The following is a 24,422-nucleotide window of genomic DNA, read 5'->3' on the forward strand; positions in this document are numbered from 1 at the left end:
GGGCATTATTTCCAGGGCATCTCGGTCCACAGGTTTCGGAATTCGCCGTCAAGTTGCTTCAGCTCGGCGGCGAAGGCGTCGGGGCCGACGATGCGCAGCGGCTGGAAGGTCTCCCGCGCCTTCGCCTGGAATTCCGGGTCCATGGCAGCCTTGGTGATCGCCTCGATCAGGGTGCGGCGGATCTCCGGCGGCAGGTTTTTCGGTGCGCCGATGCCGCGCATCGACACCATGTCGATGGCATAGCCCTGCTCGCGGAAGGTCGGCAGGTTGGGCGCCATGTCCCAGCGAGACCGGCTCATCACCCCCAGCATCCGCACCGGATCGCCGCCGGCGATCCCGCGCAGCCCCTCTCCCAGATTCTGGTCGCAGATCTGGATGTGCTGGCCCAGCATCGCCCGGTAATTCTCCGCGCTGCCGGGGAAGGGGACATGGATCAGTGTCGCCCCGGCCTGCCGTTCCAGCAGAAGCATGGCGAGATGGTCGTCCGATCCGATGCCGGTCGAACCGACGGTCAGGCTACGGGGGTTGGCCTTGGCATGCTCCACCACGTCGGCGACCGAGCCGAAGGGGCTGTCGGTGCGCACGGTCATTACCCCTGGATCGTCGACGATGTTCACCAGCGGGTCGAGCCGGTCCAGGCCGTAGCGGGCCTGCCGCTCGATCGGGATGGTGATGAGGTTGGGCGTGTTGATGAAGCCGATGGTGTAGCCGTCGGGCGCCGCGTCGGCGATGGCTGCGAAGCCGATCTCCCCACCGGCGCCGGGGCGGTTCAGCACGACGATCCGTCCGCCTCCCAGATAGCGTTCGATGTAGGGCGCCAGCATGCGGGCCGTCACGTCGGTGGAGCCGCCGGCCCCATAGGCCACGATCATGGTGATCGGCTTTTCCGGGTAGGCGGCCTGTGCGACCGGGCCGGCAGCGGCGCACAGGACCAGCGCCGCCAGTGCCGTACCGAGGAGGGATGCGGCACGGCCGCCGGCCATGCGCAGAAATCGGGTCGCTGCTGTCATCGTTCCGTCCGTTCTTTCAGGCAACTCTTCCAGAGCGTGCCGGCGTCAAAGACCAAGCCCGGCGCACTTACGTGTACCATTATGACATATGTGTATCTCGGCGGGTAATATGACGCAAACCGCCGCGGAGCAGGCTTGAATTTTGCCGATTGTTCTGGATTAACGCGCGCGATCCGCCGCAGATGGCGCTCGACGGAGATGCTTTGTGTGAGGATAATGCAACCCGAGGATTCGGGTGCCAAGGGTTCGGAATGGCTGGCTCGGGCCGGCAGGACCGCTCCATTCAAGACTCCCGCCCAATGGACTCGTCCCACGAAGCAGAGAATGCCGCACAGCTGGTCCCTTCCCCGTCGCGTGCCTGAGAGAGCGGACATCCATCGAATGACAAACACCCTGAGATCGCTGCGGCCGGCTGCCAGCCGGCTGAGATCGCCCCAGGACCTTGCGGCAGGGCTGCTGCTCGCCGCCATTGCGCTCTGCGGGCTGTGGCTGGCGCGCAAGTGGGAGGCCGGGTCGCTGGCCACGATGCAGGCGGGCTTCTTCCCGCGGCTCGTCTGCTATCTGCTGCTGGCGTCGGGGCTTGCGACGATGCTGCGCGGCCTGACCGCCGACGCGCCGTCGGCGTTGGGCTGGGCATGGCGGCCGTCGGTGGCCATCACCGTCGCGGTGGTGGCCTTTGCCGCCCTGCTCGACAAGCTGGGGCTGGTGCTTGCCATCCTGGCGCTGATCGGCATCGGCGGACTGGCTGGCCGGCCGCTGCGCCCCGGTCCCTTCACCGCGCTGTGGGCCACGCTGGCCTCCGCTTGCGTCGCCATCTTCTCCTGGGGACTGGGCCTGCCGCTCCAGATCTGGCCATGATCGACGTGTTTGCCAATCTCTGGCTCGGGCTGGGCGTGTCGGTCGAGCCGATGAACCTGGTCTACTGCTTCCTTGGCGTCCTGATCGGCACGCTGATCGGCGTTCTGCCGGGGCTGGGGCCGACGGCAACGGTGGCGCTGCTGCTGCCGATCACCTTCTACCTGCCGCCGGTCGGCGCGCTGATCATGCTGGCCGGCATCTTCTATGGCGCCCAGTATGGCGGCTCGACAACCGCGATCCTGGTGAAGCTGCCGGGCGAATCCTCCTCCGTCATGACCTGCCTGGACGGCAACGCCATGGCGCGCCAGGGCCGCGGCGGTGTGGCGCTGGCGACTGCGGCGCTCGCCTCGCTGTTCGCCGGCGTCGTCACCACGCTGGTGATCGCCGTCGCCGGCCCGCCGCTGGCCGGGGTGGCGCTGGCTTTCGGCCCGTCCGAATATGTGGCGCTGATGCTGGTCGGCCTGATCGGCGCGGTGATCCTCGCCCACGGCTCCGTCGTTAAGGCCGTGGCGATGATCCTGATCGGGCTGCTGCTGTCGATGGTCGGCACCGACGTCAATTCCGGCCAGATGCGCTTCACCTTCGACATCCCGCAGCTTTACGACGGGCTGGACTTCGTGCCGCTCGCCATGGGGCTGTTCGGGCTTGCCGACATCATCATCAACCTGGAGGAGACGGAGGGCCGCGGCATCGAACCGTCGCCGATTCACCGGCTTTGGCCGAGTTGGGCCGACTTCAAGGAGGCTTGGCCGGCGGCGGTGCGCGGCACGGCGCTCGGCGCCTTCCTCGGCATCCTGCCGGGCGGCGGGGCGACGCTCAGCGCCTTTTCCTCCTATGCGCTGGAAAAGAAGGTGGCACGCGATCCGGCCGCCTTCGGCAAGGGCGCCATCCAGGGCGTCGCCGGACCGGAAGCCGCCAACAATGCCGGCGCCCAGGCCAGCTTCATCCCGATGCTGAGCCTTGGCATCCCGTCCAACGCGGTGATGGCGCTGATGATCGGCGCGATGATGATCCACGGCATCACGCCCGGGCCGCAGATCATGACCAAGCAGCCGGACCTGTTCTGGGGCATGATCGCCAGCATGCTGGTCGGCAACGTCATGCTGGTGGTGCTGAACCTACCGCTGATCGGCATCTGGGTGCGGCTTCTGCGGGTGCCCTACGCCTATCTGTTCCCGGCCATCCTGGTCTTCTGCTGTATCGGCACCTACAGCCTGCGCAACGACGTCTTTGACGTGGTGATGATGGCCGGCTTCGGCCTGTTCGGCTATGTGCTGAAAAAGCTGGACTGCGAACCGGCGCCGCTGCTGCTGGGCTTCGTCCTCGGCCCGCTGCTGGAGGAGAATCTGAGCCGGGCGATGCTGCTGTCGCACGGCGACCTGACCATCTTCGTCTCGCGGCCGATCAGCGCCGGCCTGATGGCGGTGGCCGCCGGGCTGCTGGCCCTGATCCTGCTGCCGGCCTTCCGCCGTCAGCGCGAGGTGGCGTTCAAGGAGTAAGAAGCGGTCTGATCGAACGGGTCCTGTGGCAATCCGCTGCAGGACTCGCTCCTTGCCAAATAAGATAAAATTTTATACAAAAGCATATCGATTGTTTGGAACGGTGAGGGAGCGCGTCATGGCCGCCACCGCCTGGATGGGACAAGCTCTGAGCCGCCGTGCCGCGCAGGCGGTGCTGCGCGAACATCGCCGGGCCAACCTCCGTAAGCGCGGCTGGTCACGCGACATCGCCCGCCTGATGCTGGTCGCCTCCGTCCTGGTCCTGGGCGTGCTGGCGGTGGAGATCGGGCGCAAGGCCGTCACCATCCTCAGCCACAACAGCGCCCAGCATTCCATCGAAAGCAACGGCGAGATCACCGGTTGAAGCCGTCTTCAGGGCAGGACCACCACATAGCGCTTGGTGGTGGTCTCCACCACCGTCCAACGGCCCTGGAATCCCGGTTCGATGACGAAGCGGTCACCGGCCTTCAGGGTCCATGACCGGCCGTCGTCATGGGCGACGGTGCTTTCGCCCTCCAGGATCTCGCAAAATTCCCACTCGTCATAGACGATACGCCAGGAACCGGGCGTCGACCGCCAAGTACCGGCGAACCGCTTGCCGTCCGGCGACTCGTAGCCGTTCCAGGTGGTGAAGACCGGAGCCCCCGACAGGATGCGATCGGCTGCCGGAGCGCCGGTTTCGGGCGTGATGCCGTCGAGGTCGTGCAGGATGGACAGGGTCATCGTCAGGGCTCCTCACCAATCCGCCAGCAGCGCCGGCAAGTCGCGGATCGACTCCAACCGGCGGTAATGCTCGTCCGGCACCTCGGCCTCTTCATGCGCCCAGGTGATGGCATAGGGGATGTGGACGGCGTGGGCGCCGGTCGCCAGCACCGGCAGGATGTCGGAGCGCACGGAATTGCCGACCATCAGGAAACGCGCCGGGTCGATGCCGTGGCGGTCCATCACCCGGCGGTAGGTGGCCGGGTCCTTCTCGCTGACGATCTCCACCGCGTGGAACAGCTCCGACAGGCCGGAGCGTGCGATCTTGCTTTCCTGGTCGAACAGGTCGCCCTTGGTGATCAGCACCAGCCGGTAACGGCCGGCCAGCCCCTCCACCACCTCCTGCACTCCGGGCAGCAGGTCGACCGGATGTTCCAGCATCGCCTTGCCGAAGTCGATCAGGCTTTGCAGGTCGCGCGCCGGGACATGGCCGTCGGTGACGGCGATCGCCGTTTCGATCATCGACAGCACGAAGCCCTTGATGCCGTAGCCATAGACGCGGAGGTTCGCCCGCTCCGCCTCCAGCAGGCGGCGGTCGAGGTCGGTCGGGTCGGCGGCGTGGGCCAGCAGGGCGCGGAAGCGGTCCTGCGTCATCGAAAACAGCGATTCGTTGTGCCAGAGGGTGTCGTCCCCATCGAAGCCGATGGTCTCGAACTGCCGGCAGGCGGGGGAGAGGGTGCTGCTCATCAGCCTGTCCATTGCTCCGCGCGATTGATCCGTAAGTAAAACAATACATCGCCCAAGTCGGGTTGGCTTGTCCAGAGGGTGTCTCCGCGGGACTCCATTATTGTCAGCATAGCGAACGGTAAGTATCCGCAATGACGATTTTGCCACAGATCGGTGACATTCCATGGCGAGTTCTTCGCTGCCTGCAAAGCGGGCATGTTGCCGCCGGGGGTGGCAACATGGCTGAAAGAGGCGTAATTATCTTTCCACACGAAGAGGACGTGATCGCCGACCGGCGGACCCTCCAAAACAAGACATCTCAGGAATCTCCATCATGGCAACCCTTCTGCACTCGGCCGAGACCGGCCACGCCACCACCACCTTCGGCCATATCGTCGAAGCCGCCTCGAACCTGCTGGGCCTGTGGCGCCAGCGCGTTGTGACCCGCCGCGAGCTGGGCTATCTGGACGACCGTATGCTTCAGGACATCGGCTTCAGCCGCCTGGACGCCGAGCGCGAGATGTCGAAGCCGTTCTGGCGCGAATGAGCGCCCGTACGCCGACCGGCGACCGCACCGGAAAAGGCCGCTTCCGTTGATCGGAAGCGGCCTTTTTGTTTGTCCGACGCTCAGGTCTGCTCAACAAATAGGCTGCACAAAAAACAGCCGGCTGGAAAAGAGAAAGCCCGCCGCCGGAGTGAATCGGCAGGCGGGCCTTTCTCTTTGCGGACTGAAGACAAGCGGGGAATCGCCCCGCCCCTATCCTCAGATGCAGTAGTGCTTGAGCGGCTCGAAGCCGTTGAAGCAGACGGCGGAGTAGGTCGTGGTGTAGGCGCCGGTGGCGTGGATGCGCACGCGGTCGCCGGCCTTCAGACCCATCGGCATCTTGTAGTCGGCGCGCTCGTACAGCACGTCGGCGCTGTCGCAGGTCGGGCCGGCCAGGATCACCGCCTCGCGGTCGCCATCCTGCCCATCGCCGGCCTGCTCATCGCCCAGCACCTCGATCGGGTACTGGATCGCCTCGTCCATCGTCTCGGCCAGACCGCCGAACTTGCCGATGTCAAGATAGACCCAGCGCTTGGGATCCTCGGCCGACTTGCGCGACACCAGGACCACTTCGCTCTCGATGATGCCGGCGCTGCCGACCATGCCGCGGCCGGGCTCGACGATGGTCTCCGGCAGGTGGTTGCCGAAGTGGGTGCGCAGCGAGTCGAAGATCGCCTGGCCGTAGGCGGTGCATTCCGGCACGTCGGTGCGGTAGCGGGTGGGGAAGCCGCCGCCCAGGTTGATCATGCCCAGGTCGACGCCCAGCACCTCAAGCTCGCGGAACAGCTGCGCCACCTGGAAGATGGCATGGTCCCACTGCATCAGATCCTTCTGCTGCGAGCCGACATGGAAGGACACGCCATAGGGCTGCACGTCCATGTCGCGGGCCTTCAGCAGCAGCGCGCGCGCCATCGCCAGGTCGCAGCCGAACTTGCGCGACAGCGGCCATTCGGCACCCTCGCCCGAGGTCAGGATGCGGCAGAAGACGCGGGCGCCGGGGGCGGCGCGCTCGATCTTCTCCAGTTCCGGCTCGCTGTCGAAGGCGAACAGGCGCACGCCCAGCTCGAAGGCGCGGCGGATGTCGCTTTCCTTCTTGATGGTGTTGCCGAAGGAGATGCGGTCCGGCGTGGCGCCGGCGGCCAGCGCCATCTGGATTTCCGGGACGGAAGCGCAGTCGAAGGCGGAGCCGAGACGGGCCAGCAGGCTCAGGATTTCCGCGGCCGGGTTCGCCTTCACCGCATAGAAGATGCGGGCGTCGGGCAGGGCGTCGTGCAGATCGTTGTAGTTCTGCTCGACCACGTCCAGGTCGATGACGAGGCAAGGGGTCTGCGGGCGCTGCTCTTCGAAAAAGCGCGCAATCTTCTGGGTCATCTCAGTCTCCTGGGACGCAAGATGATGGAACGGAAAGGGCGAGGTCGGGGGGAAACGGAGCGGCCGGGCGGGCCGATCAGCAACTGAAAAAGCTGATCAGGCGCTCAGGCCGCCAATACTGGATTGCCCCGTACAGAACCCTGTTCTGTCCGTATGGTCCAGGAGGGACAAATTTCGGAGACGGGTGAGCACGCGCCCACCCACAACAACATCAACCATCGTAACCTCCAAGTCGCCGCCTTGTTTAAGGGACGGTCGGGGATCACGCGTTACGTCGTTGCATAACCACATCTCGGAGACGCCGAGGGGCGGGCCAGCGGCACGTGCGCTTGCGAGTTCGCGTTACATAGATCCAACGTGATCGAATGCAAAGTGAAAAATGCGGTCTGCCCCAAAAAAGTGGCAGACCGTTTGGAAGGCGGAAAAACCGGAGTGATTTCATGGGCTTGGCTACAGTTCTGACGGTGGAGGAGATCGGGTTGCGGCTGCTGGCAGCCGCCTTTTGCGGCGCTTTGCTGGGACTCGACCGCGAGATGCGCGGCAAGGCGGCAGGGTTGCGCACGCATACGCTGATCTCCATCAGCTGCGCGCTGACCACGCTGGTGGCGCTGGAGTTCTATGTCGGGCTGCAAACGACGGGGGATGAGCGGCCGAGCGATCCGGTCCGCGTCATCCAGGGCGTGGCTCAGGCGGTCGGCTTCATCAGCGCCGGGGTGATGTTCCGGTCGGGCGACAGCGTGCGCGGGGCGACCACCGCGGCGGTGATCTGGGTGGCCGGTGCGCTGGGGATCGCCTGCGGCGCCGGCTACTACATGCTGGCGGGGATGACGCTGGGCCTGTGCCTGATCGTGACGATCCTGTTCACGATCCTGCTGGACCGTTTTCCGCAGCTGGGGAAGGAGGACGGTGACGACGATCGCAAGGCGCGGGAGCGCCGGCGTGCCTCGCGCCACTCCTCACACCAGGGCCACTCCCAACAAGGTCGGATCAGGCGGATCGCCCGCTCGTCGCCGCGGGGATGACCATCAGCCGGTGCGCCAGCAGCGCGCCCAGCCCCACCAGCCCGATGGCACCCATCATCGGCAGGGCGGTGCCGTCGTTCAGATGGCCGACGACGATGCCGATGGCCGCAGCAATGGACATCTGCGCGAAGCCCAGCAGCGACGAGGCCAGCCCGGCCATGGTGGAATAGGGGCCGACCGCGTTGGCGGTCGCATTGGGCAGGGTCATTCCGGCGCCCAGGATGAACAGGAAGACCGGCACCACGATCGCCAGCAAATGCAGCACCCCGGCCAGCGCCATCACCCCACCCACAAGCCCGCCGCCCAGCGACAGCAGCGTGCCGATCCGGATCATCCGCGCCCCGCCCAGCCGCGGCGTCAGCCGCCCGGCCAGGAAGGTGCCGAGCATATAGCCGAGGACCACCGCGCCGAAGCTGGCGCCATACTGCGCCGGGGTCAGGTGCAATTGCTCGATCAGCACGAAGGACGAGCCGGAGATGAAGGAGAAGATGCCGCTGTAGGAGAATGCCACAACCAGCACATAACCGACGAAGCCGCGGTTGCGCAGCAGAAGCAGATAGTTGGCGGCCAGCCGGCCGGGGCGAAGGGCTTCCTCGTCGCGATGCGCGTTGGTTTCGCCCAGCATCGACCACACGGCAGCCAGGATGCCGCAGGCGAAGAGTGTCAGCAGCACGAAGTTGGCGCGCCAGCCAAACCACTCCGTCAGCACGCCGCCCAGCATCGGCCCCACCGCCGGGGCCAGCGCCATCGCCATCGACATATAGGCCAGCACCGTCGCCGCCCGGTCCCGACCGAACACGTCGCGCACCACCGCGCGGGCCACCACCGGGCCGCAGCAGGCGCCCAGCGCCTGGAAGAAGCGGGCGACGATCAGCCCCTCGATACTGCTGGTCAAGGCGCAGACGGCGCTGGCCGCCAGATAGACCACCACCCCCACCAGCAGGGTCGGGCGCCGGCCGAAGCGGTCGGACATCGGACCATAGACCAGCTGCGACACCGCAAAGCCGACCAGGAAGATCGACAGCGTCAGCTGCACCGTGGCGACATCGGTGTCGAACACCCGCACCAGCGCCGGCAGCGACGGCAGATAGAGGTCGGTGGACAGCGGGCCGAAGGCGACGAGTGCCGTCAGCAGGACACGGATGGTCAGGGAGTCTGGGCGGGGCATGGTTGGCTTGCGGCGGGGAAGCGGAGACGGGGCCGCACTGTATCAGATGAAACCACCGCCGCCAGCGCGGATCGCCGACGTCGAGATCACTTGGCCGGCAGTACCATGCGGATGCAGCGCGACAGCACCATGTTGCCGGTCATCTCGCGGTAGTTCTGGATGATGATCGGCTCAGCCGCCTTGCATTGCTCCATGCTGGCGAATTCCAGCGTGGTCGGGCCGCCCTGGTTCAGCATGAACAGCAGCATCAAGACCCGTTCCATCCCCACCCCTCCGGGTCAGCCGGCCGCCAGCACGGCGCGGGCGGCAGCGGCGTCCTGGACGATCTGGTCCTTCAGCGCGTCGAAGCTGGGGAACTTCATCTCCGGCCGCAGGAAATCGATCATCTGGACCCGCAGATGCAGATCGTACAGGTCGAGGTCGACATCGAACAGATGGGCCTCCAGCCGGGCCACCGTACCGTCGACGGTGGGGCGGGCGCCCAGGTTGGCGACGCCCGGCAGCCAGACCGTCTCGCCGCCGCGATCTATGCCGGCACGCACCGCATAGACGCCGAAGGCCGGGCGCAGATATTCGCCCAGCTCGATGTTGGCGGTGGGGAAGCCGATGGTGCGGCCGCGCTGGTCGCCATGGACGACGCGCCCCTCGATCTCCCAGGAATGGCCCAGCACATAGGCGGCCTCGCGCGGCCGGCCGGCGGTCAGCGCGTCGCGCACGCGGGTGGAGGAGTAGACGCCGCCCTGCTCGTCGGACACCGGTCCGACCTCCGTCACGCCGAAACCCTGGGCGCGCCCGGCCCGCAGCAGGAAGGCGGGATCGCCCGACCGCTTGTGCCCGAACAGGAAATCATAGCCGCAGACGACATGCCGCACGCCCAGCCCGGCGACCAGCACCTCGTCGACGAAAGCCTGCGCGGTCTTGTGGCGGAAGCCGTCGTCGAAATGGCAGACGATCAGCTGGTCGACACCCAGCGCCTCGATATGGCGGGTCTTGACTCGGAAGGGCGTCAGGCGAAAGGGCGGGTCGTCGGGACGGAAGACGCTGCGCGGGTGCGGCTCGAAGGTGACGACGGCCGACGGTGCGCCCATCTCCGCCGCAAGGCGCTGGGCGGTGCCGATGACCGTCTGATGCCCGCGATGGACGCCGTCGAAATTGCCGAGCGCCACGACGGCGCCCCGCTCTTCGGCCGGCAGGTCGGCGGTGTGTCTGTACAGTCGCATGCGCGCCCCGGTGCTGTGGGCGGACCCCGGCGGGTCCGCTTGCTCGGGCGTCTATATAGACCGACGCCGGCGCGGGGTAAACGCGCCGGCGTGTTTTGCGGTCCGAAGCAGGCAATCAGCCGCGAGACGGAACCATCAGCAGCGCCTCGCCCTCGACCACCACGGTCTCGCCGACGGTGCAGACGGTCTTGATGACGCAGCGGCGCTTTTCGGGAATCAGCTCGGTGATGGTGGCGCGGGCAGTCACGGTGTCGCCGGCGCGGACCGGCGCCTTGAACTTCAGCGTCTGGCTCATGTAGATGCAGCCCGGCCCCGGCAGCTTGGTGCCCAGAACGGCCGAGATGAAGCCGACCGTCAGCATGCCGTGGGCGATGCGGCCCTGGAACATGGTGGTGGCGGCGTATTCCTGGTTGATGTGGACCGGATTGGTGTCGCCGGAAATGCCCGCGAACAGGACGATGTCGGCTTCCGTCACCGTCTTGGCGAAGCTGGCCGTCATGCCGACGGACAGGTCTTCGATACAGTAGCCTTCGGTATCCTTGCGGACCTGACGCACGTCGTCCATCGCAGCAATTCCTCTTTCTCTCGGTGCCTGTTCCGGCCTCTGACGCCTGGGCGCCGTGCCGTTCGCTGCAATGCGTCGTGTGCATCGCAGCGATGGGAATGGCACCACGTCTCCTCCAAAAATGCAAAAAAATCTCTAACGTTCCGCACAAGTCCGCGGGAAAGCCGATTGTCCCCTTCGGCATGCTTTAGCGCAATGCTGACCGGGCTGGTGGTAATGGATTACTTGCGGGCTAAGGTAAAAATGAGGAAATGGTGGCGGATCATAGGTTTATCGGAAAAACTCGTGCCATTCCGGCCGCCATGACGCCATGGATGCGACTTTTGCGCCACCTGCTGGAATGCCGATGGCGAAGTCCCGTTCTTTTCAACAGCTTGACCGTATGGTGACTGTTGGTTCGGCGACGCAATAAAGATCCGGCAGCGGATGCGGCGAATCGGAAACCCTCTTCGCCGCACCGCAGCATTACTTGCCGGAGCCGGAGTGCGACACTGTGTCGCTTCTGCTTCCGCCGGTGTTGCCGCTGGTGCCGTTCCGCCCGGACTCGCCTTGGGCAACCTGATTGCCGGGGGTCAACTGGTCCACCTTCTCCTCCACCTTTTCGCGGGCGGTGTCGGTGGGCTGCTCCGATGGCTTGACCTCCACCTTCACCGGGGCGGTGCCGTCCTCGATCATGTCCAGCTTCCTGGCGGCGGAGCGCGACAGGTCGATCACGCGGCCATCGACATAGGGGCCGCGGTCGTTGACGATGACGTCGACGCTCTTGCCGTTCTCCTGGTTGGTGACGGTCGCCTTGGCGCCCAGCGGCAGGGTGCGCGAGGCGGCGGTCGGCTTGTTCTGGTTCATCGGTTCGCCGCTCGCCGTGGTGCGGCCGTGGAACTTCTGGCTGTAGAAGGACGCTTCCCCCTTGTGGACGAGGATCTCCTCGCCATCCTCATGTTCGACATGCACGGGCGGAACCTTGGCCTTCCCGTTCGCCAATACCGGGACGGCAGTCCCGCTCAGGGTCGCGGCGGCAAGCGCCAGGACGATGATGCGTGTTGTCTTCATCGGTACACCTCCAACGGCGCACCAACGCCATTCAAGGAAAAGAGTTCCCTCGCAGAGTCGATGAAAGACATTCGCACTATTTCTGGTTTCCAATATCTTGACGAATTCGGAGTGGCTTGCCCTTGTGGGTGACCCTCTGGTCCACAACACAACGGTCAGGGGAGAAAGCATGGCCGATGATGCCGCCTGGACTGCATACGAATTTGCGGCGGATCACGTCGTCAATGGCGCGTCTATCCCGGTGGAGATGCGTCACGTGGCGATGCCCGACGGGGTGCGGCTGCGGGTCGCCGTCTGGCCGGTGCCGGCGCGGGTCCGCGGCACGGCGCTGATGCTGACCGGCCGGGCGGAATTCATTGAGAAATATGCCGAGACCGCGGACGCGCTGGCCGCCCGCGGTTTCCGCGTGGTGGCGCTCGACTGGCGCAACCAGGGCCTGTCCGACCGGCCGCTGCCCAACCGACAGATCCATCACCTGACGGATTTCGCGAGGCTGGTGGATGATCTCGACGAGGTCCATCGGCAGGTGGTGGCGCCGGTCGCGGCGGAGACGGGCGGGCCGGTGATCCTGCTGGCCCATTCCATGGGCGGGCTGGTGGCGACGCTGGCGCTGGCCCGCCACGCCGATGACGACCCCGGCCGCTACGCCGCCGTCCTGCTGGCGGCGCCGATGTACGCCATCCACAGCGGCCTGCTGCCGCGCTGGCTGGTGCGGGTGCTGGCCAGCCTTGGGGTAACCTGCGGCTGGGGCGCTCGTTACGCGCTGGGGCAGGGCGATTACGATCCGGCGGAAGGGCGCTTCAGCCCGGACAACAAGATCACCGCCGATCCCCGGCGCTACGCCGCCTTCCACACCCCCTATGCCGAGCGGCCGGAACTGCGCGTTGGCGGCGTCAGCTTTGCCTGGGTCGCCGCCGCGCTCGATGCGGAAGATGCGCTGCGCCAAAGCCTGCCGCTGGAGCGGGTGCGCACGCCGGTGCTGCTGCTCAGCGCGCCGGCGGACCGGGTTGTGCGGGCGGAAGCGCACCGGACGGTGGCTGCCCGGCTCGGCAACGTCCATCTTGTTGAGTATCCCGACGCGCGGCACGAACTGCTGATGGAAGGCGACGTCATCCGCGACCGGGTTTGGGCCGACATCGACGCCTTCCTCGACCGGACGCTTTCACACAAGGCTCTTGCGCCGGCCGGCGGCTCTGTCGTCGGATAGGTGCCTTCAGGACCAGAGGTACCCAGCAGCATGACCGATTTCTGGACGGCGTCCGGTTTCCACCTGTTGACCCGCGATGCCGACAACCATCTGGCGGTGACGCCCGATTTCCTGCGCGCCTACCTGCTCCGGCCCGAGATGCGCCCGCCGGAGGAGGCCTGCGACGCCGAGCGCACGCTGCACGCCGCCTTGCTGGACGATCCGGCGCGGATGGTGCCCGCCCCGCTGATCGACGCCATCGCCGATCCGGATGCGCGGGAGAATTTCCAGGTCTGGCTCGCTTTCCGCGACCGGCTGCTCGCCGCCGGGACGCTGGAGGGCTGCTACATCCGCCTGTTCCGAGAGGGCGCCCGCGGCGTGCCCGGCCTGTTCATCGACCAGCTGGTCCACGCCATCCTGCGCGGCATCCTCGATGAGACCCCGTCCGGCCTGCGCGCCCGGGCGGGAGAGCTGTTCTTCCGCGAGCAGACGGTGTCGGTGGAGGACGGCCGCGTCCGCGTTGCCGATGCCGAGACGGTGGAGACGATGGCGGCGTCCGGCGGCTTCGGTTCGCTCGGCCGGCTGGTGGTGGAGGCCGGCACCGCGCCGCGCAGCGTCGAGCTGGATATCCTGGACGAGACCAACCACCCGCTCTACTGGGGCCGCGACGCCCGCCACGACACCGTGCTGGATATCACCTTCGCCGCCGCCGGGCTGGACGCGCTGGCCCGCGTGCTGGAGGCCTGGATCTCGCATTTCCTGGGCGTGACGGTCAGCATCCAGCCGGTGCAGAACATCCGCGACGACCGCTGGGTCTGGCATGTCGGGCTGGACAGCGGCGCCACCGCGATCCTCAACGACCTGTATAACGGCGTCGAAGTGGGGGAGGACCGGCTGGCCCGCATCCTCGCCCTGTTCCGCCTGGATTTCGCCGATCCCGCCGCCATGCGTCCCGATCTTGCCGGCCGTCCGGTCTATCTGGGGCTGGCGATGACGGAGGGAAAGCGGCTGAAGCTGAAGCCGCAGAACCTGCTGGTGAATCTGCCGCTGGCGTCGGTTGCGTAAGAGTGGGGGTGAGGGGGCATCCGCCCCCCCACCCCCCCAGCAGCGCGCCGACCGGCTTCAGCGGCTCGTGCGCGTCGAACAGGATCTTCAGGATCGCCAGGATCGGCACGGCCAGCAGCGCGCCGGGGATGCCCCACAGCCAGCCCCAGAACAGGATCGACACGAACACCGCGATGGGGTTCAGCGACAGCCGGCGGCCGACAATCATCGGCGTCAGGAAATTGCCCTCGATCGTCGTCAGTGCCACGAAGGACAGCGGCGGCAGAATGATGGTGCCGATGCCGTCGAAGGTCAGGACCGATACCAGGAAGAACACGCCGGTCATCACCGCCGGGCCGATGAAGGGGATGTAGTTGGCCAGCGCCACCATCACCCCCCACAGGGCCGGGTTGGGCAGCCCCCACAGCCACATCACCAGCCCGGTCGCCAGCCCCAGCACCGCGTTGATCAGCGTGATGGTCAGCAGATAGGCGGCGATGTTCTGCTGCAAGGTCGCTGCCACCATGGCGTAATGCACGCGGTCGTCGACATTGCGCATGGTGCCGATCAGCGCCTCCAGCGAATGGCGGCCTTTCGCCAGGAAGAAATAGAGCAGCACCTGCAGGATCACGACGTTGGCCAGCACTGATTCCACTTGGCTGATCGCCTGTTCCATCAGGGTCGGACCGCGTACCACCACTTCGCGCACCGGCCCGGCATCGTTGCCGGTCTCCTTGGTGATCTGCTCGATCTGGCGGGAGGCTTCGCGGGCGCGCTCGATGCCGGCGCGGATGTCGCCCAGCTTGAACTCCAGCTCGTGCAGGACGCGCGGCATGCGGTTCACCCACTCCGCCGCCGGGGCGGACAGGGTATAGACCGCCAGCAGTACGCCGCCGAACAGCGTGATCACCATGATGGCGGCGCCGATCCCTTCCGGTACGCCGACGCGGTAGAGCGCGCGGACCAGCGGGCGCAGCAGGAAGCTGAGGATCAGCGCCAGCATGATCGGCAGCAGCACGTCGCGCCCGAAATACAGGGCGAACAGAACGGCAATGACGAACAGGCCGACGGTGGCGACGGTCAGCGGATCGCGGCGGTGGCCGGGCGGGGGCAGGGGCTCTGTCACCGGTTCCGGCGTGCCGGCGAGCGGCGCCTCCGGTGCCGGGGGACGTGCGGGGGGGAGGGAGGCGAACTGGCTGCGGTCTGTCATCGCGGTGGCCGGACCTCCGAAGGACGGCGCTTGACGGTGGCGCCCGACCCTCCGATCTAGGGGAGTGTTTTTGCGGACCGCGCCGCTCGCGGTCCCCGCCCGTCCTTGCCGGAGACCCAGTCGCGATGCGCAGCCCGTTTCCCCTGATGAACGTTTCCGCCGGCCTTTTGGTTCTGGGCCTGCTGACCGCCGGTCTGACGCTGCCGTCGCCGGCGGTGGCGGACGACGTGATCGGCCGCTTTTCCAACGACTGGACCGGCAACGGCCTGCAGGTCCAGGCGATCGAGGATCCCAAGGTGAAGGGCATCACCTGCCATCTGGTCGATTTCGACCGTAGCCTGATCGACCGGCTGAGCAAGGGCAACTGGTTCGAGGATCCGTCCAACGCCTCCATCGCCTGCCGCCAGACCGGGGCGGTGACCGTCGGCGACATCGATCTGTCGCAGAAGGGGGAGGAGGTCTTCTCCGAACGGAAAAGCCTGATCTTCAAGTCGATCGCCATCCGCCGCATCTACGACCGGCCGAACGACACGCTGGTTTATGTGGTGTACAGCCGTCAGGTGAAGGACGCCTCGGCCAAGACCTCGATCTCCACTGTGCCGCTGTTCAGCGCCAATGCGACCTGGACGAAGGGCAAGCCGGCGGCGAAGTGAGCGATGTCCGGCGACTTGAAGGGGCGCTGATCCGGGACAGGATTTACACGGATGTCGCGGATTTAGACACGGATTACACGGATTTATTGACCTTGCGGGCGCTCCGGCTGATCCCGAAAGCTCAAGTTCAGGGACGCCGCATCCGTGAAATCCGTGCATTAATCCGTGGAGAACTTGCCCGCACCACGGCACGTCACAGGTTGGCCCGGCGCTTCACCCCACGATCCGCCCCAGCCGCACCGCCGTCTGGCCGGACTTCACGCGGCGGGCGGGCATGATCAGGACGCAATCGTCATAGGGGGTGACGATCGCGCGAGCATCATCCCAGCCGATGACCGTGCCGGCGCGGCCGATCACCTCCATGCCGACGAAGGGGGCGGTGAAGCGGAAGCGTTCGCTGGCGGCGGTGATTGCCTCTGTCACCTCGACCACCCGCTGCGGGTCGGTGTGCAGACGCAGGCGAGGGCCATTCGCCGGCAACTCTATCATCTCCAGGCCGAGAAGCAGGCGCAGGCAGCTTTCCAATGCCACCGTCGCCGTCTCGGTCCGCCAATGCTGGCCGCATTCGACCAGGATGGCAGTGTGCGAGCCTTCCGGCTCGGCGAAATTGCCGTAATCGATCAACCGTTTGCCGCCGGCATGGCCGCCGTCCGCCACCACCCAGGCCGGATAGCCGAGCCCGAGGGCCAGATCGCGTCCGCGCGTGGTCCGGCCGCACAGGGTCAGCGGTGCGGTGTCCGCCGTCATCGAGTGCAGGTCGAGCAGAAGGTCCGCCGACTCATAGACCGGACGCAGCACACGGGCGCGGCGAAGCTCGACACTGTCGCGCCGGCCGTCCAGATGTTCCAGCGACCACAGCCGGTTGAAATCCTCGTCCAGATAGCGCGAGGCATAGGGATTCTGGCGGTCGAAGGTGGCGTAGGCTGCGGTGTTGGCGAAGACGAAGGTCAGCTGCCCGCGTGTCGGTCGCAGCCCCATGCGAAGCAGGGCATCCAGCGCGATGGCACCGCACAGTTCGTTGCCGTGGACGAGCGCGTTCAGCACCACATGCGGCCCCGGTTCCGCCGCGGAGAGGCTGGTGACGTGGTCGATGCCGGTGTTGCCGCGCCGGTAGGGCGCGATGTCCGGCGGGGTGAGTTCGACGGGGGCGAAGAGCGGATCGGTCAAGCGGCAAGCTCGCCAGCGGTGGGCGCTTCAAACAGTATGGCGAACCAAGAGACTCCGCGCCAGTGCGGGCCGGTTGTGCAGGGCGGTTTTTTTGGTTGATGGACGTGGCGCGATGTTGCTGCGGCATGGCAGGATCATGACGAATTGCCGTCGACTGGGGCTTGACGCTTGGGTTATAGGATCTGCCATTATCAATAATGGCGGCCAGGGCGGCGGTTGAACGTGAGGTTGTTACTCCCGGGGCGTCTGGTCGGGGCCGGTCAATGAGCTTCGTGATCGATGACGTGCTTGTCCGCAACGACCCGGTCGGCCGGCGCCTTCCGGTGCTGTTCGATTCACCGCACAGCGGCTGCGTCTATCCCGCCGACTTCCGGGTGATCTGCCCGCATCCCCTGCTGCGGCAGGGCGAGGACAGCCATGTGGAGGAGCTGTTCGCCACCGCTCCCGACCATGGCGCCACCTTGCTGTGCGCGCTGTTTCCCCGCACCTGCGTCGACGTGAACCGCGCCATCGACGACATAGACCCGGCGATGATCGACGGCGACCTGCCGATGACGCTGCGGCCGACCCCGCGCAGCACGCTGGGCATGGGGCTGATCCGGGCCATGCTGCGGCCGGGCGTGCCGCTTTATGACGGGAAGCTGCCGGCGGCGGCGGTGGCCGACCGCATCGACCGTTATTACCGTCCCTATCACGCCCAGATGCGGATGGCGCTGGATGGGCTGGCGGAGCGGTTCGGTGCCGTGTGGCACGTCAACTGCCATTCCATGCCGTCGTCGCTGCGGCCGGACGGGCGCGACCCGCTGGCGGTGGATTTTGTCATCGGCGACCGCGACGGCACCACCAGCGAGCCGGGATTCGTCCGGCTGGTGGCGGACACCCTGCGCAGCTTCGGCCACCGCGTGGCGATCAACGATCCGTACAAGGGGGTGGAGTTGCTGGCGCGCTATGGCGAGCCGGCGCGCGGTCGGCATTCGATCCAGCTGGAGATCAACCGGCGCCTCTACATGAACGAAGAGACGCTGGAACGGCACGACGGCTTCGCCCGGCTGAAGGGCGAGATCGACACGCTGATCCGCCGCATCGCCGATTATGCCGGCCAGCGGATCCTGCACCGTGCCGCGGAATAGGCAGCCTGCCGCGCCCCGCTGCAACGGAGGCGGCGGGTCCGCGGGAAGGCTCGATCAGGCTCCCGATCGAGCCCCCAAATCACGTTTTCCAGTCAGGCCTGGCTGACCTGCTGGCGCGCGATGTCCAGGAAATGTGCCATTTGCTTCTCCACACGGTGGTCGGAGATGTCGACCCCGCGGGCGTGCAGGTCGGCGCACAGCTTGTCCCGGATGTCGTGCGGGCCGGGGGTTGCAATATCGGTATCCACGATCTGGCGGGCATAGGCCTCGGCGTCGGCACCGGACAGCCCCATCAGGTCGGCGGCCCATTCGCCGGCCAGCCGGTCGCGCCGGGCGCGGATGCGGAAGAGCAGGTCCTCGTCGTGCTGGAACTTGTTCTCGAAGGCCTTTTCGCGGTCGTCGAAGGTCGTCATGGGGACCCAGGCTCCTTTATTGGTTTCGCTCCCGTTTCCAAGGATTATATAGCCCGGAAGCGGTGATCGTCACTGCCCCGCCGCGTCGCAGCCGCGGATATTCTGCAGAGTTTCCTCCGGTGCCGGGATATCCTCGGGCACCACAAAAGACGCAATGAAAGACAGGGCATGGCATGTGCAGCGTGATCCTCCTGCGGCGACCCGATGCAACCTGGCCGCTGGTCGTTGCCGGAAACCGTGACGAGATGACTGGGCGCCCCTGGCTTCCCCCGGCCCGCCACTGGCCCGACCGCCCCAATGTGGTCGCCGGGCTGGACGAACTGGCCGGCGGCTCTTGGATGGGGTTGAACGACGAGGGGGTGGTGGCGGTCGTTCTCAACCGTTTCGGCACGCTGGGGCCGGAGGCGGGCAAGCGGTCGCGCGGCGAACTGGTGCTGGATGCGCTGGACCATGCCGACGCCGCCGACGCGGCCCGCAGCTTCGCCGACCTCGACATCCGCGCCTACCGCCCGTTCAATCTGGTGATCGCCGACAACCGCGACGCCTATCTGGTGGTCCACCGCGGCGCCAACCCGCGCCATCGGCCGGAGGTATCGTCGATCCCCACCGGCGTCCACATGCTGACCGCCTTCGAGATGGACGACCTGCAGGACCCGCGCACCGCTTTCTACCGTCCGCTGTTCGAGCATGCGGTGCCGCCGACCATCGACGCGCTCGACGCTGAGTCCTTCGCTTGGGGCGGCTGGCCGGAGCTGATGGGCAGCCGCATCTGGGAGGGCACGCCGGACGAACGCGGCGCCATGGACTTCCTGCTGCCCAGCGGCTTCGGCACCTCGTCCAGCTCGCTGCTGGCGGTGCCGCGGGTGGAGCGGCCGGACCTGAACCCGATCTGGCATTTCGCCCCCGGCCGCCCGCACGCGGTGGACTATGCGCCAGTGGATCTGTGAGGCGGCGGCACAATCCTGCCCTCCAGCCCCCGTCGTTGTGTTCGTGCACCCGGCTTGCTATATCACTCAGGCACATTCCTGGGCCGGCAAGCTCGCTTGACCGGTCCTTACGTATTTGGACGAAGACGCGATGACACGACGCCGGCGCATCTACGAAGGCAAGGCCAAGGTACTCTTCGAAGGGCCGGAGCCGGGCACCCTGGTGCAGTACTTCAAGGACGACGCGACCGCCTTCAACAACCAGAAGAAGGGCGTCATCACCGGCAAGGGGGTGCTGAACAACCGCATCTCCGAGTATCTGATGAGCCGTCTGTCCGAGATCGGCGTGCCCACGCACTTCATGCGCCGCCTGAACATGCGCGAGCAGCTGGTGCGCGAGGTGGAGATCATCCCGATCGAGGTCGTCGTCCGCAACGTGGCCGCCGGCAGCCTGTCGCGCCGTTTCGGCATTCCCGAAGGCACGCCGCTGCCGCGCTCCATCATCGAATACTATTACAAGTCGGACGAGCTGAACGACCCGATGGTCTCTGAGGAGCACATCACCGCCTTCGGCTGGGCGGCTCCGCAGGATCTCGACGACATGGTCGCGCTGTCCTTGCGCGTGAACGACTATCTGTCCGGCCTCTTCCTCGGCATCGGGCTCAAGCTGGTGGACTTCAAGCTGGAGTTCGGCCGGCTGTGGGAGAACGAGGAGATGCGGATCGTCCTGGCGGACGAGATCAGCCCCGACAACTGCCGCCTGTGGGACGTCAAGACCAACGAGAAGCTGGACAAGGACCGGTTCCGCCAGGATCTCGGCCGTGTCGAGGAAGCCTATCAGGAGGTCGCGCGGCGCCTCGGCATCCTGCCGGAAGGCGGGCCGAGTGACGTCAAGGGCCCCAAGACGATCCAGTGATCGGCACCCAATAACCACCCCTCCACCCAACACCGTAAAGCGAGCGGACATCCGATGAAGGCCAAGGTTCACGTCACCCTCAAGCGCGGCGTTCTCGACCCCCAGGGCAAGGCCATTGCGCACGCGCTGCACACGCTGGGCTTCGACGGCGTCGAGGACGTCCGCGCCGGCAAGGTGATCGAGCTGCAGCTCAAGAGCACCGACGAGGCGACCGCCCGCAAAGAGGTCGAGGCGATGTGCAGCAAGCTGCTCGCCAACACCGTGATCGAGGATTACGCGATCGAGCTGGTGGCCTGAGCCACTGGTTTCGGGATGTGGAGCGCGGCCGATGAGCGTTGAGCATGAACGCTGAGCATCTGGCCGCGCTCGACCCCATTTTCGCCGAATGTTTGCGCGTCGGCGGCCCGGTGATCCGCGATTTCACCCGGCCGACCGGCTTCGTCGGCCTGCTGCGCATGGTGATGGAGCAGCAGCTCTCCACCAAGGTGGCGCTGGCCCTGTGGGCCAAGCTGCAGGACCGGCTGGGCGGCGCCGTCACCCCCGATGCCATCCTGGCGCTGGACGACGAGACGTTGCGCGCCTGCGGCTTCTCCCGCCAGAAGATCGGCTATGCCCGCGGCCTCGCCGAGGCGGTGACGAGCGGCCGGCTCGATTTCGACATCATCCATGACCTGCCCGACGAGGAGGCGATCACCCGGCTCGTCGCGCTGAAGGGCATCGGCCGCTGGAGCGCCGAGGTCTATCTGATGACCACGCTCGACCGGCCGGACATCTGGCCGATCGGCGATCTGGCGATTCAACTGGGCGTCCAGCGCCTGAAGGGCTGGGCCGACAAGCCGACGGCCAAGCAGCTGATCGAAGTTGCGGAACCCTGGCGGCCCTATCGCTCGCTGGCGGCGCGGCTGGTCTGGCACCATTATGTGGCGTTGCAGGAGCAGGCGAGGGCGGCGAGGGGTCTGCCGCCGTCGCGGTGATTGCTCTCACCCTGCCAGCACCGGCAGCCGCCACCCCGTCAGCGTGATCTCCACCGGCAGCCGCGCCAGCACGTCGCCATCCCCCTGAACCGCGTCGGCGAACAGCCCGTCGCCCGCCGGCCCCTCGATCCGCACGCGCCTGGCCGTCACCACGCGATACTCCGGAAAGCGCGCCAGCCGCCCGGCGGTGACGCCCCAGACATAGCGCAGCGCATTCAGCCGCCCGCCGCGCGGGAATAGGCAGACATGCAGCTCCGGTTCGGTCAGCCGCGCGTCGGGCGCGCAGATGAAGCGGCCGCCGTAGAAATGCCCCTTGGCGACGATGACCGATGCCACCTCCTGCGCTTTGCCCCAGCCGTCGCCATCGTCAAGCCGGACGCGATAGCGGTGGTCCGGCCGGGTCGCCAGTTGCACCAGCGTCTCCGCCACATAGGCGCCCTTGCCGATCAGCCGTTTCACCCGGGGATCGACCCGCTCCACCACCCGCGCGTCCAGCCCGACCCCAGCCATCAGCGAGAACACCCGTCCATTCGCCAGGGCCGGCCAGATCATCGTCCGCCGCCCGCTGGCAATCGCCGCGGCGATGCGCTCCGCATCCGTCGTCAGGCCCAGCTCGGCTGCCAGCACATTGGCGGTGCCCATCGGCACGATGCCCAGCGGCAGCGGCCGACCCGCTTCGGCATGGACCGCCAGTCCGTTGATGACCTCATTGATGGTGCCGTCGCCACCGGCCGCCACCACCGCGTCGACGTCGGCGGGAGCGGCTGCGCGGGCGAAGTCCTCGGCATCGCCACGCTTGCCGGTCGGCCTGACGGTAACGCCGATGCCGAGCGCCTCCAGCCGGGAGACCACCGCGCGCAGCCGCCGCGCCCGCCGCCCGCCGGCGGTCGGGTTGTGGATCACCAGCAGCCGCCGCACCTCGATCGCCGCATCCCCGCCGCCACCGGCACCAATCGCCGGGCTCTCGTCCATCAGCACCGTGTCGCGCACCGATTCGCTCTCCCTGACCGGCGCATGGAGCGCCTTCTGTTGCAGAACAGTGAAGGGCTTGCGGCGGTTCCGTTTCAGTAAAACTGCAACGTTATGACGATAGCCCAAATTGCTGTGACGAATAGGTGCGGCGGTTCCAAAGCATTGTCAAGATGTACGGATTTCGATTATACGGCAGTTGTCTTGATGGCCAACCGGCCATGGCGACGACGGAGCGGAAGATGGACGCCGTCCCAGCGGTCAAGCGCTACCGCAGCATTTGGATATCCGACGTTCATCTGGGAACGCGCGGCTGTCAGGCGGAGCTGCTTCTCGATTTCCTGAAGCACACCGAATCGGATCACCTGTTCCTGGTCGGCGACATCGTCGACGGCTGGCGGCTGAAGAAAAGCTGGTACTGGCCGCAGGCCCACAATGACGTGGTGCAGAAGATCATGCGCCGCGCCCGCAAGGGGGTGGAGGTCTATTACATCCCCGGCAACCATGACGAGGCGGCGCGCGATTATGTCGGGCTGCAGTTCGGCGGGGTGCATGTGGTGGATGAATGGGTCCACACCACCGCCGACGGCCGGCGCCTGCTGATCACCCATGGCGACAAGTTCGACGCGGTGGTGCGCTATGCCAAGTGGCTGGCCCTGCTGGGCGACCACGCCTACGTCACGCTGCTGCACGTCAACACCTTGTTCAACTGGGTGCGCCGCAAGCTGGGCTTCAATTACTGGTCGCTGTCGGCCTATCTGAAGCACAAGGCCAAGACCGCGGTCGAGTTCATCGGCAAGTACGAAGAGGCGCTGGGCGAGGAAGCCCGCCGCCGCAAGGTCGATGGCGTCGTCTGCGGCCACATCCACACCGCCGAGATGCGCGATATCGAAGGAATCCTCTATTGCAACGACGGCGATTGGGTCGAGTCCTGCACCGCCTTGGTCGAGCACGACAGTGGCGCGCTGGAGATCATCCGCTGGACGGAGGTCATGGCGCAGCGGCTTCCGGCCACCGGTCCCACCAACAGTGGCAAGGTCACGGCGAAGGAACGGGAAGCGGCGTGAACATCCTGATCGTCAGCGACGCCTGGCACCCGCAGGTGAACGGCGTCGTGCGTACCATCGGCACCGTGCGCGAAGAGCTGGAGGCGATGGGCCATAGCGTCGAGGTGATCGGCCCCGACCGCTTCCGCACCCTGCCGATGCCGTCATATCCGGAAATCCGGCTGGCGGTCGGGGCGAAGCGGCGGCTTTGGGCGATGATCGAAGGCTTGCGGCCCGACTGCATCCACATCGCCACCGAAGGGCCGCTGGGCTTCGCCGCGCGGTCCTATTGCCTGAAGCATGGCAAGCCCTTCACCACCGCCTACCACACGCGCTTTCCCGAATATGTGCGCGACCGCGCGCCGATCCCGCTGGCGCTGTCCTATGCGGTGGTCCGCCGCTTCCACAAGCCGTCCTCGGCCGTGATGGTGGCGACCCAGACCATCGAGGACGCGCTGAAGACCCGCGGCTTCGCCAACATCCGCCGCTGGACCCGCGGCGTCGATACCGAGCTGTTCCGTCCCCGCGACAAGGACTTCCTCGATCTGCCGCGTCCGGTATCGATGTATGTCGGCCGCGTCGCGGTGGAAAAGAACCTGGAGGATTTCCTGCGGCTCGACCTGCCCGGCAGCAAGGTGGTGGTCGGCGACGGCCCGGCGCGGGAGGAGTTGCAGCGCAAGTACCCCGGCGTCCATTGGGTCGGCGCCAAGCATGGCGAGGAGTTGGCGAAGCATTATGCCGCCGCCGACGTCTTCGTCTTTCCGTCGCGCACCGACACCTTCGGGCTGGTGCTGCTGGAGGCACTGGCGTCGGGCGTGCCGGTGGCGGCCTACCCGGTGCCGGGTCCGCTGGACGTGGTTGACGGCTCCGGCGCCGGCTGCCTGGACGAGGATCTGAAACGGGCGGTCGAAGGGGCGCTGGCGATCCCTGGGCAGGCCTGCCGGGACTATGCATTAGGCTATTCCTGGCGCCGCTCGGCCGAACAGTTCCTGTCGAACCTGCGACCCTTCACGTAAGCGGGAGCCTGCTCATTCGGACTTGGCGAGGTCTCCG

General features: G+C 66.6%; 27 protein-coding genes and 1 pseudogene. 15 read left to right on the forward strand and 13 right to left on the reverse strand.

Annotated elements, in window-relative coordinates; genetic code table 11:
• Positions 1-5 precede the first annotated feature (5 nt).
• Entirely contained in the window at positions 6-1,010 is a 1,005-nt protein-coding gene (locus J2848_RS00185) for a tripartite tricarboxylate transporter substrate binding protein (protein WP_246193741.1), read from the reverse strand.
• Positions 1,011-1,391: 381 nt separating this feature from the next.
• On the opposite strand from J2848_RS00185, the gene J2848_RS00190 reads away from it, so the two are divergent.
• The 3 genes from J2848_RS00190 (at position 1,392) to J2848_RS00200 (ending at position 3,731) form a co-directional block, all read left to right on the forward strand.
• Positions 1,392-1,868 carry a tripartite tricarboxylate transporter TctB family protein gene (locus J2848_RS00190; protein WP_149230483.1) on the forward strand — a complete coding sequence of 159 codons (477 nt, stop codon included), beginning with the start codon at positions 1,392-1,394 and terminating at the stop codon, positions 1,866-1,868.
• Positions 1,865-3,367, forward strand: a complete 1,503-nt coding sequence (locus tag J2848_RS00195) for a tripartite tricarboxylate transporter permease (RefSeq protein ID WP_149230484.1) — start codon at positions 1,865-1,867, stop codon at positions 3,365-3,367. Before J2848_RS00190 ends, J2848_RS00195 begins: the two co-directional genes overlap by 4 nt.
• A 118-nt stretch (positions 3,368-3,485) precedes the next feature.
• The gene (locus tag J2848_RS00200) at positions 3,486-3,731 is read left to right on the forward strand and encodes a hypothetical protein (protein ID WP_149230485.1); all 246 of its coding nucleotides are present in this window, start codon (positions 3,486-3,488) and stop codon (positions 3,729-3,731) included.
• An 8-nt stretch (positions 3,732-3,739) separates the two neighbouring features.
• Here J2848_RS00200 and J2848_RS00205 read toward each other — a convergent pair whose 3' ends face one another.
• Both J2848_RS00205 and J2848_RS00210 read right to left on the reverse strand, forming a co-directional pair.
• A complete protein-coding gene (locus J2848_RS00205) occupies positions 3,740-4,090 on the reverse strand; it encodes a cupin domain-containing protein (protein ID WP_149230486.1) in 351 nt (116 codons plus the stop codon).
• A gap of 12 nt (positions 4,091-4,102) precedes the next feature.
• A complete protein-coding gene (locus J2848_RS00210) occupies positions 4,103-4,816 on the reverse strand; it encodes an HAD family hydrolase (RefSeq protein ID WP_149230487.1) in 714 nt (237 codons plus the stop codon).
• A gap of 313 nt (positions 4,817-5,129) precedes the next feature.
• Between J2848_RS00210 and J2848_RS00215 the strand changes: the two genes are divergently transcribed.
• Complete coding sequence (locus J2848_RS00215) at positions 5,130-5,342, forward strand: DUF1127 domain-containing protein (protein WP_149230488.1); 213 nt, start codon at positions 5,130-5,132, stop codon at positions 5,340-5,342.
• Between the two features lie 216 nt (positions 5,343-5,558).
• Here J2848_RS00215 and J2848_RS00220 read toward each other — a convergent pair whose 3' ends face one another.
• Positions 5,559-6,710 (reverse strand): type III PLP-dependent enzyme, encoded by a 1,152-nt coding sequence (locus J2848_RS00220; RefSeq protein WP_149230489.1) that lies wholly within the window; start codon positions 6,708-6,710, stop codon positions 5,559-5,561.
• Positions 6,711-7,150: 440 nt separating this feature from the next.
• Here J2848_RS00220 and J2848_RS00225 point away from each other — a divergent pair, with 440 nt between their 5' ends.
• A complete protein-coding gene (locus tag J2848_RS00225; protein WP_149230490.1) occupies positions 7,151-7,732 on the forward strand; it encodes an MgtC/SapB family protein in 582 nt (193 codons plus the stop codon).
• Here J2848_RS00225 and J2848_RS00230 read toward each other — a convergent pair.
• From J2848_RS00230 to J2848_RS00250, 5 genes are all read right to left on the reverse strand, one after another.
• A complete protein-coding gene (locus tag J2848_RS00230) occupies positions 7,698-8,900 on the reverse strand; it encodes a multidrug effflux MFS transporter (RefSeq protein WP_149230491.1) in 1,203 nt (400 codons plus the stop codon). The genes J2848_RS00225 and J2848_RS00230 overlap by 35 nt on opposite strands.
• Before the next feature lie 86 nt (positions 8,901-8,986).
• Positions 8,987-9,163 (reverse strand): hypothetical protein, encoded by a 177-nt coding sequence (locus tag J2848_RS00235; RefSeq protein WP_170306992.1) that lies wholly within the window; start codon positions 9,161-9,163, stop codon positions 8,987-8,989.
• 15 nt (positions 9,164-9,178) lie between these two features.
• Positions 9,179-10,120: a bifunctional riboflavin kinase/FAD synthetase gene (locus J2848_RS00240; protein ID WP_149230492.1), complete on the reverse strand. Its 942-nt coding sequence runs from the start codon at positions 10,118-10,120 to the stop codon at positions 9,179-9,181.
• Positions 10,121-10,235: 115 nt separating this feature from the next.
• Positions 10,236-10,685 (reverse strand): MaoC family dehydratase, encoded by a 450-nt coding sequence (locus J2848_RS00245; RefSeq protein WP_012973248.1) that lies wholly within the window; start codon positions 10,683-10,685, stop codon positions 10,236-10,238.
• 465 nt (positions 10,686-11,150) lie between these two features.
• Positions 11,151-11,735, reverse strand: coding sequence for a septal ring lytic transglycosylase RlpA family protein (locus tag J2848_RS00250; RefSeq protein ID WP_149230493.1), 585 nt, complete (start codon positions 11,733-11,735; stop codon positions 11,151-11,153).
• Positions 11,736-11,904: 169 nt separating this feature from the next.
• Between J2848_RS00250 and J2848_RS00255 the strand changes: the two genes are divergently transcribed.
• Together J2848_RS00255 and J2848_RS00260 are read left to right on the forward strand one after the other, a co-directional pair.
• Entirely contained in the window at positions 11,905-12,942 is a 1,038-nt protein-coding gene (locus tag J2848_RS00255) for an alpha/beta hydrolase (RefSeq protein ID WP_246193742.1), read from the forward strand.
• Between the two features lie 30 nt (positions 12,943-12,972).
• A complete protein-coding gene (locus tag J2848_RS00260) occupies positions 12,973-13,986 on the forward strand; it encodes a DUF6352 family protein (protein WP_149230494.1) in 1,014 nt (337 codons plus the stop codon).
• An 82-nt stretch (positions 13,987-14,068) separates the two neighbouring features.
• Here J2848_RS00260 and J2848_RS00265 read toward each other — a convergent pair.
• Positions 14,069-15,175 (reverse strand): annotated as a pseudogene (locus J2848_RS00265) (AI-2E family transporter); the annotation flags it as partial.
• 125 nt (positions 15,176-15,300) lie between these two features.
• Here J2848_RS00265 and J2848_RS00270 point away from each other — a divergent pair.
• Positions 15,301-15,828 (forward strand): CreA family protein, encoded by a 528-nt coding sequence (locus J2848_RS00270; protein ID WP_149230496.1) that lies wholly within the window; start codon positions 15,301-15,303, stop codon positions 15,826-15,828.
• A gap of 213 nt (positions 15,829-16,041) precedes the next feature.
• Here J2848_RS00270 and J2848_RS00275 read toward each other — a convergent pair whose 3' ends face one another.
• Positions 16,042-16,995 (reverse strand): M14 family metallopeptidase, encoded by a 954-nt coding sequence (locus J2848_RS00275; RefSeq protein WP_149230497.1) that lies wholly within the window; start codon positions 16,993-16,995, stop codon positions 16,042-16,044.
• Positions 16,996-17,258: 263 nt separating this feature from the next.
• On the opposite strand from J2848_RS00275, the gene J2848_RS00280 reads away from it, so the two are divergent.
• Positions 17,259-18,125 carry an N-formylglutamate amidohydrolase gene (locus J2848_RS00280; RefSeq protein WP_149230498.1) on the forward strand — a complete coding sequence of 289 codons (867 nt, stop codon included), beginning with the start codon at positions 17,259-17,261 and terminating at the stop codon, positions 18,123-18,125.
• A 92-nt stretch (positions 18,126-18,217) separates the two neighbouring features.
• On the opposite strand, the gene J2848_RS00285 is transcribed toward J2848_RS00280, so the two are convergent.
• Positions 18,218-18,538 carry a DUF1476 domain-containing protein gene (locus tag J2848_RS00285; protein ID WP_149230499.1) on the reverse strand — a complete coding sequence of 107 codons (321 nt, stop codon included), beginning with the start codon at positions 18,536-18,538 and terminating at the stop codon, positions 18,218-18,220.
• 173 nt (positions 18,539-18,711) lie between these two features.
• On the opposite strand from J2848_RS00285, the gene J2848_RS00290 reads away from it, so the two are divergent.
• The 4 genes from J2848_RS00290 (at position 18,712) to J2848_RS00305 (ending at position 21,354) form a co-directional block, all read left to right on the forward strand.
• Positions 18,712-19,485, forward strand: a complete 774-nt coding sequence (locus J2848_RS00290; RefSeq protein ID WP_149230500.1) for an NRDE family protein — start codon at positions 18,712-18,714, stop codon at positions 19,483-19,485.
• Positions 19,486-19,615: 130 nt separating this feature from the next.
• Positions 19,616-20,380 (forward strand): phosphoribosylaminoimidazolesuccinocarboxamide synthase, encoded by a 765-nt coding sequence (gene purC, locus J2848_RS00295; protein WP_042697247.1) that lies wholly within the window; start codon positions 19,616-19,618, stop codon positions 20,378-20,380.
• A 54-nt stretch (positions 20,381-20,434) separates the two neighbouring features.
• Positions 20,435-20,677, forward strand: a complete 243-nt coding sequence (gene purS / locus J2848_RS00300) for a phosphoribosylformylglycinamidine synthase subunit PurS (RefSeq protein ID WP_014246942.1) — start codon at positions 20,435-20,437, stop codon at positions 20,675-20,677.
• A gap of 44 nt (positions 20,678-20,721) precedes the next feature.
• Positions 20,722-21,354 carry a DNA-3-methyladenine glycosylase family protein gene (locus J2848_RS00305; RefSeq protein ID WP_149230501.1) on the forward strand — a complete coding sequence of 211 codons (633 nt, stop codon included), beginning with the start codon at positions 20,722-20,724 and terminating at the stop codon, positions 21,352-21,354.
• Positions 21,355-21,360: 6 nt separating this feature from the next.
• On the opposite strand, the gene J2848_RS00310 is transcribed toward J2848_RS00305, so the two are convergent.
• On the reverse strand, positions 21,361-22,344 hold the full coding sequence (locus J2848_RS00310; RefSeq protein ID WP_149230502.1) for a diacylglycerol/lipid kinase family protein: 984 nt from the start codon (positions 22,342-22,344) through the stop codon (positions 21,361-21,363).
• 221 nt (positions 22,345-22,565) lie between these two features.
• Here J2848_RS00310 and J2848_RS00315 point away from each other — a divergent pair, with 221 nt between their 5' ends.
• Together J2848_RS00315 and J2848_RS00320 are read left to right on the forward strand one after the other, a co-directional pair.
• On the forward strand, positions 22,566-23,390 hold the full coding sequence (locus J2848_RS00315) for a UDP-2,3-diacylglucosamine diphosphatase (protein ID WP_149230503.1): 825 nt from the start codon (positions 22,566-22,568) through the stop codon (positions 23,388-23,390).
• The gene (locus tag J2848_RS00320; protein WP_149230504.1) at positions 23,387-24,385 is read left to right on the forward strand and encodes a glycosyltransferase family 4 protein; all 999 of its coding nucleotides are present in this window, start codon (positions 23,387-23,389) and stop codon (positions 24,383-24,385) included. Before J2848_RS00315 ends, J2848_RS00320 begins: the two co-directional genes overlap by 4 nt.
• The last annotated feature ends 37 nt before the right edge of the window (positions 24,386-24,422 follow it).

It is taken from the genome of Azospirillum lipoferum, assembly GCF_024170005.1.
In the GTDB taxonomy this organism is placed as follows: Bacteria; Pseudomonadota; Alphaproteobacteria; order Azospirillales; family Azospirillaceae; genus Azospirillum; species Azospirillum lipoferum.